Genomic DNA, 12,856 nt, shown 5'->3' on the forward strand with positions numbered 1-12,856 from the left:
AGCTTGGTTTTTAGAAAGCCCAGTTTCCGTTGCGGAAGATCGGTTCCATCGATCCATCTTCGCGTTCGCCATCAATATTCAGCTGCTCAGATCCGATCATGAAATCGACATGTGCCAGGCTCTCATTAAATCCGATTTCCTTTAATTCTTCCCTGCTCATATCCTTTCCATTTTCAACACAGATGGAAAGAGCATTTCCAAGAGCAATATGACAGGAAGCATTTTCATCAAATAATGTATTGTTGAAAATGATATCCGTATTTGAGATAGGGGAGTTGTGCGGAACAAGGGCAAGCTCTCCGAGGAAGGATGAGCCTTCGTCCGTTTCAAGCAATTCCCTCAGTGTTTCATAGCCCTCTTCAGCACTGAATTCCATCACTTTTCCATCTTTGAATGTCAGGCTGAAATTATTGATAAGGTTTCCACTGTAGTTGAGTGGCTTGGTACTGCTGACTGTTCCGTTCACACTATCCCGGACTGGAATTGTGAATACTTCTTCAGTTGGAAGGTTTGGAACAAAGTTGACGCCTTGATCATTTGTGAACTGGGCGCATATCCACTTGCTTTTTGGATGAAGGTTCACGGAGAAATCAGTACCCGGACCTTTATAATGAAGCTTTCTGAATCCCCTGTCATTAAGGTGGTCGGCATTCTTTGTCATGTTTTCAATATGTTTTTCCCACAGCTGGACTGGATTTTCCTGGTCGACTCTGGTTGTATAGAAAATCTTCTCCCAAAGTTCGTCAACAGCTTCTTTCTCAGAAAGATCCGGGAATACAGTCTTGGCCCATGATTTAGTAGGGACGGCAGCAATCAGCCAGCTGATGCGCCCGCCTGTGATGAAAGGCTGATACTCCCTGAATGCTTCACCGCTTGCTTTATTCGCCATGGCGATGCGCTTTGCGTCAATTCCCTTCAGCAGCGTCGGATTAGGGGCTGCCAGATTAAGGACAGCCGCGTTGTTTTTAGCCATTTCGACTAATCCGTTTGCCTTCCATTGAGGGTAATTCTTTAATCCTTCTTCAGGGGCTTTCTCCATTTTCAGCCTGGTCAGTTTTTCATCCGAATATTCAACCATGACATTACTGGCGCCGGCATCATAAGCTTTTTCCGTCAGCTGAGCTACAAAGCCAGCTTCAGTGATTGGTGCGTTGATGATAAGTGTCTGCCCTTCCTGAAGGTTGATTCCCACCCTGATCAGTAAATCGGCATATCTCTCTAATTTTGTCTCTTTTGAAGCCATTAAGTAATCCCCCTTATAAGTAGCTTACAAGATAAATATACTACGGGATCTGTGAATTTACCATTTAAATGAAAGCGCCCTCAACCCATAAGGGGTGTGAGGGCGCTTTTAATCTGTTATTCAGTCAAAGCTGGGGAACCGTTCGGCGGCGGCAGGTCTTCTTCCTGTGCGCTGACAGATGTTCCTGCAGCTCCAAGGGCGATAAGTACCAGTGCGGCAATAGTGATTCTCTTGATTTTTTTCATTTTAAATCTCCTCCTATAATCCTATGATTTTTTCATATGCCACATTAGCCTTGGTGAGATAATGTGCTGCATATTTATATTTTCTAATTTCCTGATAATAGTTACCAAGAAATTTAGAATACTGGGCCAGAAGATGAGGGTTCCCTGTAGATTCAAAATAGGGAAGGGCTTCGGTTTTCATGAATTGTTCAAATTCCTCATCAAGTTTTTCTGCTGCATATTCATAGATTCGAAACTCATAATATTTTTCCTTATTCTTCTGCTGCTGAGATAGATGAATTCCTTCATTCAGCCACTTCATGACGTCATCGAATCGTTTCAGTTTATAGTATTCTTTGACCAGTGCAAGAATTGTCGTCAATTTACTGTTCTGGTCATCATACTTGAATTGCAGGCTTTTAAGATAATGGGAGATGGCTTCTTCTGTCCTGTTGTCCATTGACTTGAGATAACCGAGGTTCTGCTCGACATTCCCCCTTAACAAGGGATAATCAATGTTCTTGCTGATTTCATTTGCCCATTCATAGTGGGTGATAGCCTCCCTTACATTCTGGATCCTTCTGTAACATACACCCAGGAGCAAATGGATTTCCGCACACCTCTTGTTATGATACATGCTCCTATAGAGAGCCAGGGACTCTTCGGAATAATGGATGGCGAGAGCATGTTTCCTCAGCTGGACCAGAGTCAGTGATTTCAGGTAGTATAAATCGGCTTTTTCCTCACTGTCCACGATACTCCCCAATACGAAATAATGTTCGGCGTCTTTAAGGTGGTCTTTAGCTTTTTCGAATTGTCCCTGAATATAGTAAAAGTTTCCCACAAATTTATGGAAGTAGAACCGGAGTTTGTCAGAGAAACTCTTATAGCTTCTTTCTAAGGAGTGAATGATGTCTTTGGGTTTTTCATAATCTTTTAATAAAATATGATAGCGGATCGTCAGGATATGGTAGCTATTGAGTAAATTGACATCATCAATATGGACCACATGGTTGGAGACCTGGTCATAAAGGCGTTTCGCCTCTTTGTGATCATTCCTTAAAAGAGCTTTATTCCAATGCGAGAAAGCTTTTTCCAATTCAGCATCATTTTCCTGAAGAAGGGCGATCCCAAGACGTTTGCAGAGTAATTCAATGACTTCGGAGGAGGCGGTAGTCTGGTTATTCTCAATTTTGGAAAGATAAGAGACGGAAAGAATCCCTGTTGCCAGCTCTTCTTGTGTTAATTTCTTCTTCATGCGATGGTAACGGATTTTGCTTCCAATCGTCACGATTTTTTCTCCTCTCTATCTATAGTAATAGTATAAAATAATCCCATGATTAGAACGAATCTGGATACTTGGGAAAATTCCGCTGACCACCCCTTAATGAATCCCTGTAATAGTAGAAAACCGATGAAAATTTTCCTCCGGAAGAAGACCCAATATCATTAAGATTATCATATAAAAAAGGTAAAAAGTCCGAATATTCCTATAATTATATTTTCGATGAGATTACTTGGTCTTTTTGTTATAGGACTGAGCGGGATTTTTAATGTTATAATTTTCATAAGACTGTTTTCGCAATAAATGCTGCTTTCAGAAAAATACCGGGAGCTGGATTTTCCTTATGTATTCCAAGTAGTTACTCTTGGAGTAGGAACGAGCAGACAGTGTTTTAAAATGAATACCAATTCAAAATAACCATTTAATAGCAGGAAACTTACGAAAAAGATCCCTTCATTAAAGAATTTTCAGGGGCAATTACATAGACGGGAGTGTGTAGGAATGATCGATTTAAGAAGTGATACCGTAACTAAGCCGACCCAGGAAATGAGGGAGGCGGCACTTAATGCAAAAGTTGGCGACGATGTGTATGGGGAAGACCCAACCGTCCAGGAACTTGAAGAAACCGCTGCGGATTTCTTGGGAAAAGAAGCCGCTTTATTTGTAACCAGCGGTACACAAGGTAATCAAATTGCAGTATTGACACATTGTTCACCGGGGAATGAAGTGATCCTTGAAGCTGAATCCCATATTTTTTATTACGAATCAGGGGCCATTTCCGCTTTTGCAGGAGTACAGCCAAGAACCCTCAAAGGTAATCGGGGTGCCATGGATCCAGCAGAAGTGGAAGCTGCAATCCGTGAAGATGATCAGCATTTTCCGGAAACAGGTTTGATCTGCCTGGAAAACACTCATAACCGGGCAGGAGGTGCTATTGTTCCTTCTTCCAATATGAAGGAAATTTATTCGATCGCCCAAAAACATGGTATTCCGGTTCATATAGACGGGGCAAGGTTATTCAACGCTGCTGCCGCAGAGAGCCAACCCCTGACAGAATACACTCAATACTCTGATACAGTACAGGTCTGCCTCTCAAAAGGACTGGGAGCCCCTGTAGGTTCTGTGATAGCAGGCAGTAAAGAATTTATCAAAGGGGCCAGGAAATGGAGGAAAAGGCTTGGAGGAGGGCTCAGGCAGGCGGGGATCATTGCCGCACCGGGCTTGTATGCATTGAACAACATGAGGGAGAGGTTAACGGAGGATCATGATAATGCGAGGGTGCTTGCTGAAGGAATAAATTCAATGAAGAAATTGAAAATTTCCAATATAGTAGACACTAACATCGTTTTGGCAGATGTCTCCGGGCTGGGGATGAATTCCTCTCAATTCACAGAGCACCTTAAGGCAGAAGGAGTGCTTGCTGTCACCTTTGGCCCATCATTGGTTCGATTCACCACACACTATGACATTAGCCGAGCGGATATTGAAAGGACCATTTCTATTATAAAAGAGGCTTTTGAATAGACTGTTTTCGCATATATTGTTGCATTTGAAAGAATCCCAGATGCCGGATCTTTCCCCTCTCTTCAAAGGTGTTACTCTCGAAAAAGAACGAGCAGCTCTTTTTTTTCCTGCTCACCGGGGTTTTAAGGCGTTTTTACCATGACATTAGTTGAAATTTATATTGAATAGCAACAAAGTTTACGAAAAGATACTTTGAATAAGAGGATTATTTCAGGGGGGATTTTTAATCTAAGTAATCCTGAAGGCATAAGGAGAAGTTCTCTGCTTTAACTGACTGAAACTTAGCGCGTGAATGATGACCAGTTTAATGAAGTCCTTGTTTAATGATAACCATGCTTGAAAAGAGCTTTGGTGGAGTATTACAAATTCTGCTTCCAAAACGCCAGTGATTGTTCCCCACAGCCTGTGTATTCCTTGCTTTTCTATCCTGTAGTTAGTATCATTTTCTGCAAAAGCACTGCGTATAAAAAATTATTCAGGAAGGGTGACGGGCTGTGTGGAAGGACTTTTTGTCGAGTATTGGAATTGGAAATATCAAAGTGGACACGATTGTTGAGAATACCACTTTGACCCCTGCTTGTGATCTCAAGGGAGAGGTCATCATAGAAGGGGGATTATCAGACCAGGATGTAAATAAAATCGTTCTGACTGTTTTTATCCGTACAGAGGATTACCGGGAAGACAGTGATTTTACTTATCATGAAAAAGAACTGCATGGATATGCCTTGAATCAAATCGGGGTGGTCAAGGCAGGGGAAGTAAAACGGATTCCTTTCAATTTTTCTCTGTCAAAAGACCATCCTTTGTCAGATGACAAGACGGAAACGTTTTTAAGGACTTTAGTGGATATCCCTCAAGCTGTCAATCCGACTGACGAAGACAGCATCAAGGTTGTGAAAAGCCTTTCATAAGGGTTGGTTTGAATAAAACACGCCTTTTTGATAACCCTTGACCAGATTGGCGGTCCTGGCTTTTAAAAAAGGTATAGAAGAATATCAAGTCGATTATTTCCGGTTTCATTCACTAGCAACGATGTATAAGAATAAAGCCTTTACAAGAAACCAAAAAACGCATACATAGAAACCTTTTCAAAGAAAAAAGAGGAGGAGAAGTAATGAAGGCAATCGTCCATGAAGGCAAAAAAGGAATGCAGGGACTTTCCCTGAAAGATTTTCAGGAGCCTGAAGCCGGAAGCGGAATGGTGAAAATCAAATTGATGACTGCGGGTTTGAACCGCCGGGATCTTATGGTTCTGAACAGGCACAAAGAAGATCAGCCTCCTTTGATTATCGGTTCGGATGGTGCAGGAATCGTGATTCAAACGGGAGATGGAGTGACCAATGTAGCTGCAGGAGAAGAAATCATAATCAATCCGGGGCTTGGCTGGGAGAAAAACACTGATGCGCCTCCATCCGGGTTTGAAATTGTGGGGCTTCCTGGCCATGGGACATTTGCAGAGTATATTACATTGCCTGCGGAAAATGTAGAGAAAAAACCGGCCCATCTCAATTGGGAGGAAGCTGGTGTTTTGTCTTTGGCGGCTTTAACCGCTTACCGCGTGCTGTTCACCCGCGCAAAAGTCAAAGAAGGGGATACAGTGCTTATTCCTGGAATCGGCAGTGGTGTCGGTACCTTCCTTCTGAAATTTGCAAAAGCTGCGGGTGCAAGAACAATCGTAACCTCACGCAGTCAAGACAAGCAGAAGAAGGCAATGGAATTCGGGGCTGACCTGGCTATTTCCACGACCAGTGACTGGAATGAAGAACTCAAAGATGAAACTGTCGATATTGTAATTGAAAGTATAGGGAGAGCCACTTTTGAAAAATCACTGCAAATTGTCAGAAAAGGCGGCACTGTTGCCACATTTGGTGCGACAACGGATGATATAGTGGAAATTGATATCCGCCACTTTTTTTACGGCCAGTTAAATTTGCTTGGCTCCACTATGGGAAGCACAGAAGAATTCAAGGAAATGCTTGATTTTATTGAAAGGCATAACATCAAACCTGTACTGGACAGTGTGTTTGAACTGGATGAGTTTGAAATAGCATTTGATAAATTGAAAAATAGTGAAAACCTTGGAAAGATTGCATTCCGGGTTTCAGAGTAATCAAAGTCATGATAATACAGGCGCGGCCTGGATCAAATCTTGTAAAGCAAAGGGGTTGCAGGTGCATCGTCCAGCCTGTCATGCAGAAAAGAGGGACTTGATTCTGGCTTTCTCGTACAATAAGTATACTGCAACTTTGAGAAATGCATTAAATAAGTTATCGCTGTTACAATAGAAAAAAGATCTTGCCGGTTCGGCAAGATCTTTTTTCATTTTTATAAGGGCTGGCTTATTGGACAGTTGAATTATAATAATGAACTGAAGTTTGGGCGCCTTCGCTGACCATGGTGTTATCCTCAACGTCATGCGGGTGGGGATTGCCTGCTTTTTCGAATGATCCGCTGTCTTTGCTTCCATTCTTCCATTGATCCCTCAGGTTACCAATCATGCCTTTCACCTTCGCACGGTTTTCTTTCTTGCTCAGGTATGCCCCGCCTGCTGCGGCAGCACTCATTAATAAAGTTTTCCTAATACTCATACCCTTTTCCTCCTTGCTGAAAATAATTGAATTTTCCTGATATTATTGTTTTTTACCCCTCTATCCCAGAAGTAAACATAGCCTCACTTAGCTACGTTTAATCAGCGGATGAGAAGGAAAAAGGAATATTAGTTATAATATTGGAGGGAATGCCATGGGTTACACACATGTTTTCATTTTACTATTCATCGGGTACATCGTCTTCACTATCGATAAAAAACAAAGGAACTTCCCTGTTCCGATGGTCCTGCTGCTGATAGGCATTGGATTGTCCTTCATCCCCTATTTTTCTCCGATAGCCATTACGAAAGATATGATCTTTAATGTATTTCTTCCTGCATTGCTTTTCATCTCCGCTTACCAGATCAAAATCGGCGGTTTGAAGAAAAACAGCGGTGTAATCATCGTGCTCAGCACTCTTGGTCTGATTTTGACAGTGTTAATATTGGGAGCATCCATTTATTTTGTCGGCTTGGTTTCTTTATCCTTCATAGGAGCCTTGCTGATAGCTGCCATATTGACGCCTACCGATCCTGTCTCAGTGGTTTCCATTCTGAAGAAATCATCCAACAATCCCAAAATTGCAGATGTAGTGGAAGGGGAATCTATGCTGAATGATGGTACAAGTGTGGTCCTTTTCACTGTCATTTCCAACCTTTATTTGTCGGATAAGCAATTCGACCTGTTTCCGGCCCTTGGGGAATTTTTGCTGGTATCATTTGGCGGGGTGCTGATAGGGACCGCTTTTGGCTGGGGGGTCAGCAGAATTTATCATTTCACCCATCACCGGCAGTATCAGGTGATGCTGAGCATTGTCCTTGCATACGGAAGCTTCTACACTGCGGAACATCTTGGTATTTCAGGTGTCCTTGCATCGGTTTCTGCCGGAATCATTCTTTCCTGGAAGCTTGAAACCACCCATAAGGAAAAGGACTACCGCAGTTATTTGGATTCCTTTTGGGAAGTCATCCAACCGAGTATCCTGTCCATTCTATTCCTGTTGATTGGAATTGAATTCATGAAGCATATCGACTTTCAGAATATCGGGTTTATCTTCATCATCTTTGGTCTTTCCTTGATTGTCCGGTTCATCGTTTTGGCAGGAATAATGAAAATGTTTGGAAAGTGGCGGAAAGAATTCCTTTGGGACGATATTTCGTTGATCACATGGTCAGGAATAAAAGGAACCATGTCAGTCGCGCTGCTATTAGGTCTCGCTTCAGAAAGCTCCGGCCAGGCTGATACGATTCTATCCCTGACATATGGAGCCATCATTTTGTCTCTTATTATCCAAAGCCCGCTGGTGTATCCTATATCCTGCTGGTTCTCAAAACAGAACAAATAAAGCCGGCCGGTCGGCCGGCTTTTCCCTTGGATAAGCAGATCCATCATCAATAATAAAGGAAACGGAGACAAAAAAGAGAAAAGTAAAGAAAAGGGGGCAGAAACATGGATAATAAATTTTTCTCAAAAGTGCTGCCGTTAAAAGATAGAGAGCGGTTCGCAGATAGAGTACTTAAGGAACGGCTGGAGACAATCCTGCCGATGCTGATGGAGGATCATGGGATCGATATGTGGATTCTGATTGGCCGTGAATATAACGAAGATCCAGTTATCGGTACATTCTTTCCGGCAGCCGTTGATAGTTCAAGGAGGCTGACGATGCTAATTTTTCACAAGCTGGAGGGAGGCGGTGTGGAACGATTGGTCATCCATCCTGATCCTGCGTTTCAGCCTTACTATCAAAATGCCTTGAACGATACAGACGAGACGCAATGGGAGTGTGCTGCCAGAATAATTCAAAAAGAAAGACCAGATCAGGTCGCTGTAAATGCAGGAGGAATGCACGCTGTATGTGATGGTTTGACGGTTGGCCTGTTTGAAAAATTGCAGGAGGAAATCGGGAGGGACTGTAAATTGGTCAGTTCCGAACCATTATTGACTGATTGGCTGCAAATAAGGAGTCCGCTGGAGTTGACAGCTTATCCGCATATTTGTGAACTTGCAAGGGAAATCGGGCAGCATGCTCTTTCAAACAAGGTGGTGCATCCAGGAGTGACATCTGTGAAAGAGGTAGTGGATTGGATAAGGCAGACAGTTTTGGACATGGGGCTCAAGACATCCTTTTATCCAACTGTTGATATACAAAGAGAGGGTGCTGAGGCGGACCGGCTTGTGGATACAGTCATACTTCCAGGGGACATTGTGCATCTCGATTTTGGAATTCATTATCTCGGCCTTGCAACAGACACCCAGCAGCTCGCATATGTCTTGAAAAGCGGGGAAAGCAAAGCCCCGGAGAGTCTTTCCTCAGCTTTTGGAAAGGCCTTAAGATTCGAAGATATAGTGACAGAGACCTTTCAAGAAGGAAAGAGCGGCAATCAAGTTTTCACCGAAAGCATCAGAAATGCAAAAAAAGAGAAAATCGAGGCTATGCTTTATTCCCATCCGCTGGGTGTCCACTGTCATGGCGCAGGGCCGTTGGTTGGCTTATATGATAAACAGCAGGAAATACAAGGAAGGGGAGAGATCTCTATACGGAATAATACCTGCTATGCGCTTGAATTCAACATCCGTGCATTTATTCCCGAGTGGAATCATGACATACCGATTTACTTGGAAGAACCCATATCCTTCAGTAATGGTAAAGCGAGATATATGGCACGCAGGCAGAAAGAATTTTACCTGATCAAGTAAACGGAGTATGCAGGTCCAATCTTTTGAATATATTCTTATTATGGAAATCAATTCGTTCCCGATGTGCATAATGGTATAATGGATACTAATTGTTTTTTGTAGAAAGCGGGAGAGAGTAAAGTGGAAGAATATATTAAGAATAAGCAAATCGAAATGCTGAAACTGATTGAGACACTGGTGAATATAGACAGCGGGTCAGGGAACAAACCCGGCATTGACAAGATTGGATCTCTGTTAAAGAGAAAGTATGAAGAGGCGGGGTATACCATTGATGTAATTCCCCAGATAAAATATGGCAATCATTTAATCATACAACATAGAGATGCGTCAGATCCTGAAGTGTTGATCTTAGCACACATGGATACAGTCTTTCCCAAAGGCACAGCATTAGAACGGCCTTTCAGGATGGAAGAGGATAAAGCATATGGCCCCGGGGTCATTGATATGAAATCAAGCCTTGTCACCCTTCTGTATGCATTGAAAGCCTTGAAAGAAGAAGGGTCTGTTCATTGGAAAAATGTACAAATCATCTTAAACAGTGATGAGGAGATCGGTTCACCTTCTTCTAAAAACCTCATTTCCAAGGCATCGATCGGAAAAAAATATGCATTGATCATGGAACCCGCAAGGAAGGATGGTTCCCTTGTTTCTTCGAGAAGAGGAAAAGGGAATTATACGCTGAATGTGACCGGCAGAGCCGCCCATTCAGGTATCGAGCCTGAAAAAGGGAGAAGTGCCATTGAAGAGCTCGCACATAAAGTCATACAGCTCCACGAATTGAATGACCATGAAAATGGCATCAGCGTGAATGTGGGCTTGATTGAAGGGGGATCTTCCGTCAATACGGTTTCCGATCATGCAACTGCTCAAATGGAAATACGGATCTCAGAAACAGACCAGGCGACTTCAGTTGAAGAAAAAATGGAAGAGATCTGTTCCAGAACGGATGTCCCGGGAACTGAAATTACACTTGAGGGTGAAATCAATCGTCCTCCAATGGAGAAAAATAAACGGAATAAGCAGTTATTGAAACGGATCATCTCCGTTGGTGACGAACTGGGAATTGAAATCACAGATACTTCCACGGGAGGGGGATCGGATGCTTCCTTTACCTCGGCTGCAGGTGTGGCTACCATTGATGGCATGGGACCAGTCGGCGGCAATGCCCATAGTGAAAAAGAATATCTTGAAATATCTTCCCTTTTTGAACGGACCCTTCTTTTAGCTAAGGTGATTGAAAATCTTTCAGAGTGAGGTGGCAGTCTGATGGAAAAGCGGATCCTGAAGGAATTAGTAGAGGTGGAGCAAGCACACAACGTGGAAATTCTCTACGCTGTCCAGGCAGGGAGCAGAGCATGGGGGTTTCCTTCACCTGAAAGCGATTATGACATCAGGTTCATCTATAGGCAGCCATTGGATTGGTACTTATCGCTTGAGAAGAAAAAGGATGTCATTGAGAAAAAGGCTGGAGGAGAGCTGGAGCTAAGCGGGTGGGACATCAAGAAAGCTCTATATCTTCTCAAGAAGTCGAATCCCGCCTTGCTGGAATGGCTGCATACGGAGGATAGAATAATGGCTGACCAGGAATTCTGCCAACAGATCATGCGATTGAAAGAACAAACGTTTTCTCCCGCATCCTGCTATTACCATTATCTTAAAATGTCAAAATCGAATTGGATGAAATGGAAGAAGAAAGAAGGGAAGTCTATTAAACTGACGCTTCATTTATTGAGGGGCCTGCTTAGCTGTGTATGGATACAGGATAACAGATCCTTCCCGCCAATCACTTTTCGGACTCTGGCTGAGCATACAATAGAGGATCCCCTTGTCTTTGAAGAAGCAGTCAAGCTGACAGATCTGAAAAAGGAGGGTTGTGTGGAACTTTCTGGAAGACTTTTGTCACTTCAGGTTTTTATCAATAGCGAAATGGACAGGCTTTTAAAGGAACCTCCCTTATTTCAAGAAACCCCGAAAGTTCCATTTACATCAATGAATGAAGTTTTCAGGACAATAATAAAAAGGGAAAAGGACTGACTCGATGGACACCATGACTGCAGCACTATTTGAAAAGCTGAATTCTGAGGATAAGAGTGAGCAATATGACGCTTATCAGGGACTTATGGAAAAGACAAAGTACCCTGTACCCTGGGCTTATGAAGTGTGGGATGGACTTAAGGAAGATCTCTCTAGCAAAGATGCCCACAAACGTTCCAGAGCGGCCCAATTCCTTTCACAACTTGCCATCAGCGATCCGGAGGAGAGGATGCTGAATGATTTTTCAGATGTATGGGAAGTGACGAGAGATCGTAAATTTGTCACTGCGCGACATGTGCTTCAATCGATTTGGAGAGTTGGGATGGCTGGCCGTGAGCAAAGAAAGATGGTGTTGAACCGGCTCATAGACAGGTATAAAAATTGCATGGAAGAAAAGAATCATACATTAATCCGAAATGATATCCTTATTGGCATGAGGGAATTATATAAAGAGACAAAGGAAGAGAGCATCAAAGTTGAAGCTCTTAAACTGATCAAGATGGAAAAAGATAAAAAGTACCTGAAGAAATATGAAGGTATCTGGAAAAATACATAATATGAGATAGAATAGGCGGTTGCTGCAAAGGCATCCGCCTATTCAGTCTTTAAGTTTAAAAACCTTTTGAAAAACAGGGAAGATCATATACCCCAGCAGGACCCCTATGGTGTTCAACATTAGGTCATCGATATCCAAGCTCCCCCGATGGGTGATGAACTGCATAATTTCTATCATGGTGATACCTGTTAACGAGAAGGCAAGAAGTTTCACTGCAGAAGGGTGCCGTGCTGTATATACGTAATAAAGCCCGAATGGGACAAAGAGGCCGATATTTGCAGCAAGGTTGTAGAAAGCGATAAGGAAATCCACTTCCCCTGAAAAATAAAAGGAAATCGTTTCAAAAGGTGAAAGACTATAACTTTCATAGCGCTGTCCGTTTGGCCTAAAGAATAAGAGTACCAGTAAACCTGCGGCATATACAGAAGTCAGGACATGTAAAACCCTTCTCTGAAAGGAGACCGTCAGCTGTTTGACCAGGCAGATAATAAATAGGGCTGAAAAGGTATAACAGAACCAAACGACTGCCACTACTATTGAATGAAGGTATTCTGTCAGCTTCAGCCATACCGGGGATAATAAAACAAACAAGATCTGTGAAATCATAAGACTCTTTTTCATGAATCCTCCATTGAAGTAAAAGGTTGCTTTAGTATATTTTTTATCTGTAGGCCAGATCTCTAGGACCTGATATAGCGTCAAAAT

General features: G+C 42.7%; 13 protein-coding genes. 8 read left to right on the top strand and 5 right to left on the bottom strand.

The window, feature by feature from the left end; translation table 11 throughout:
- Window positions 1–10 precede the first annotated feature (10 nt).
- The 3 genes from D3H55_RS04150 to D3H55_RS04155 form a co-directional block, all read right to left on the bottom strand.
- Window positions 11–1,243 (bottom strand): aminopeptidase, encoded by a 1,233-nt coding sequence (locus D3H55_RS04150; protein WP_119545658.1) that lies wholly within the window; start codon window positions 1,241–1,243, stop codon window positions 11–13.
- A 116-nt stretch (window positions 1,244–1,359) separates the two neighbouring features.
- Window positions 1,360–1,488, bottom strand: a complete 129-nt coding sequence (locus D3H55_RS25160) for a hypothetical protein (RefSeq protein ID WP_276310201.1) — start codon at window positions 1,486–1,488, stop codon at window positions 1,360–1,362.
- Between the two features lie 13 nt (window positions 1,489–1,501).
- Window positions 1,502–2,758 carry a helix-turn-helix transcriptional regulator gene (locus D3H55_RS04155; RefSeq protein ID WP_119545659.1) on the bottom strand — a complete coding sequence of 419 codons (1,257 nt, stop codon included), beginning with the start codon at window positions 2,756–2,758 and terminating at the stop codon, window positions 1,502–1,504.
- A 495-nt stretch (window positions 2,759–3,253) separates the two neighbouring features.
- On the opposite strand from D3H55_RS04155, the gene ltaE reads away from it, so the two are divergent.
- The 3 genes from ltaE to D3H55_RS04170 all read left to right on the top strand — a co-directional run bounded on the left by ltaE (window position 3,254) and on the right by D3H55_RS04170 (window position 6,386).
- A complete protein-coding gene (ltaE, locus tag D3H55_RS04160; protein ID WP_119545660.1) occupies window positions 3,254–4,276 on the top strand; it encodes a low-specificity L-threonine aldolase in 1,023 nt (340 codons plus the stop codon).
- A 494-nt stretch (window positions 4,277–4,770) separates the two neighbouring features.
- Entirely contained in the window at window positions 4,771–5,187 is a 417-nt protein-coding gene (locus tag D3H55_RS04165) for a sporulation protein (protein WP_119545661.1), read from the top strand.
- 203 nt (window positions 5,188–5,390) lie between these two features.
- A complete protein-coding gene (locus tag D3H55_RS04170) occupies window positions 5,391–6,386 on the top strand; it encodes a zinc-binding dehydrogenase (protein ID WP_119545662.1) in 996 nt (331 codons plus the stop codon).
- A gap of 229 nt (window positions 6,387–6,615) precedes the next feature.
- Here D3H55_RS04170 and D3H55_RS04175 read toward each other — a convergent pair whose 3' ends face one another.
- Entirely contained in the window at window positions 6,616–6,864 is a 249-nt protein-coding gene (locus D3H55_RS04175) for a YbyB family protein (protein WP_119545663.1), read from the bottom strand.
- Between the two features lie 154 nt (window positions 6,865–7,018).
- Between D3H55_RS04175 and D3H55_RS04180 the strand changes: the two genes are divergently transcribed.
- From D3H55_RS04180 to D3H55_RS04200, 5 genes are all read left to right on the top strand, one after another.
- Window positions 7,019–8,209 carry a cation:proton antiporter gene (locus tag D3H55_RS04180; RefSeq protein WP_119545664.1) on the top strand — a complete coding sequence of 397 codons (1,191 nt, stop codon included), beginning with the start codon at window positions 7,019–7,021 and terminating at the stop codon, window positions 8,207–8,209.
- A 104-nt stretch (window positions 8,210–8,313) separates the two neighbouring features.
- Window positions 8,314–9,561, top strand: coding sequence for a M24 family metallopeptidase (locus D3H55_RS04185; RefSeq protein ID WP_119545665.1), 1,248 nt, complete (start codon window positions 8,314–8,316; stop codon window positions 9,559–9,561).
- Between the two features lie 120 nt (window positions 9,562–9,681).
- On the top strand, window positions 9,682–10,815 hold the full coding sequence (locus D3H55_RS04190) for a M20 family metallopeptidase (RefSeq protein WP_119545666.1): 1,134 nt from the start codon (window positions 9,682–9,684) through the stop codon (window positions 10,813–10,815).
- 12 nt (window positions 10,816–10,827) lie between these two features.
- Window positions 10,828–11,595 (top strand): nucleotidyltransferase domain-containing protein, encoded by a 768-nt coding sequence (locus D3H55_RS04195; RefSeq protein ID WP_119545667.1) that lies wholly within the window; start codon window positions 10,828–10,830, stop codon window positions 11,593–11,595.
- A 13-nt stretch (window positions 11,596–11,608) separates the two neighbouring features.
- Complete coding sequence (locus D3H55_RS04200) at window positions 11,609–12,151, top strand: hypothetical protein (protein ID WP_420808731.1); 543 nt, start codon at window positions 11,609–11,611, stop codon at window positions 12,149–12,151.
- Between the two features lie 42 nt (window positions 12,152–12,193).
- On the opposite strand, the gene D3H55_RS04205 is transcribed toward D3H55_RS04200, so the two are convergent.
- The gene (locus D3H55_RS04205) at window positions 12,194–12,772 is read right to left on the bottom strand and encodes a VanZ family protein (protein ID WP_119545669.1); all 579 of its coding nucleotides are present in this window, start codon (window positions 12,770–12,772) and stop codon (window positions 12,194–12,196) included.
- Between the last annotated feature and the right edge of the window lie 84 nt (window positions 12,773–12,856).

The sequence above is a fragment of the Bacillus salacetis genome (genome assembly GCF_003581585.1).
GTDB classification, from domain to species: domain Bacteria; phylum Bacillota; class Bacilli; order Bacillales; family Bacillaceae_B; genus Rossellomorea; species Rossellomorea salacetis.

What these genes read in the sequence shown, in the direction of transcription:
- D3H55_RS04150 (WP_119545658.1), bottom strand. Translation starts at nt 1,243, where the DNA reads ATGGCTTCAAAAGAGACAAAATTAGAGAGATATGCCGATTTACTGATC.
- D3H55_RS04170 (WP_119545662.1), top strand. Translation starts at nt 5,391, where the DNA reads ATGAAGGCAATCGTCCATGAAGGCAAAAAAGGAATGCAGGGACTTTCC.
- D3H55_RS25160 (WP_276310201.1), bottom strand. Translation starts at nt 1,488, where the DNA reads ATGAAAAAAATCAAGAGAATCACTATTGCCGCACTGGTACTTATCGCC.
- D3H55_RS04175 (WP_119545663.1), bottom strand. Translation starts at nt 6,864, where the DNA reads ATGAGTATTAGGAAAACTTTATTAATGAGTGCTGCCGCAGCAGGCGGG.
- D3H55_RS04200 (WP_420808731.1), top strand. Translation starts at nt 11,609, where the DNA reads ATGACTGCAGCACTATTTGAAAAGCTGAATTCTGAGGATAAGAGTGAG.
- D3H55_RS04205 (WP_119545669.1), bottom strand. Translation starts at nt 12,772, where the DNA reads ATGAAAAAGAGTCTTATGATTTCACAGATCTTGTTTGTTTTATTATCC.
- D3H55_RS04185 (WP_119545665.1), top strand. Translation starts at nt 8,314, where the DNA reads ATGGATAATAAATTTTTCTCAAAAGTGCTGCCGTTAAAAGATAGAGAG.
- ltaE (WP_119545660.1), top strand. Translation starts at nt 3,254, where the DNA reads ATGATCGATTTAAGAAGTGATACCGTAACTAAGCCGACCCAGGAAATG.
- D3H55_RS04195 (WP_119545667.1), top strand. Translation starts at nt 10,828, where the DNA reads ATGGAAAAGCGGATCCTGAAGGAATTAGTAGAGGTGGAGCAAGCACAC.
- D3H55_RS04180 (WP_119545664.1), top strand. Translation starts at nt 7,019, where the DNA reads ATGGGTTACACACATGTTTTCATTTTACTATTCATCGGGTACATCGTC.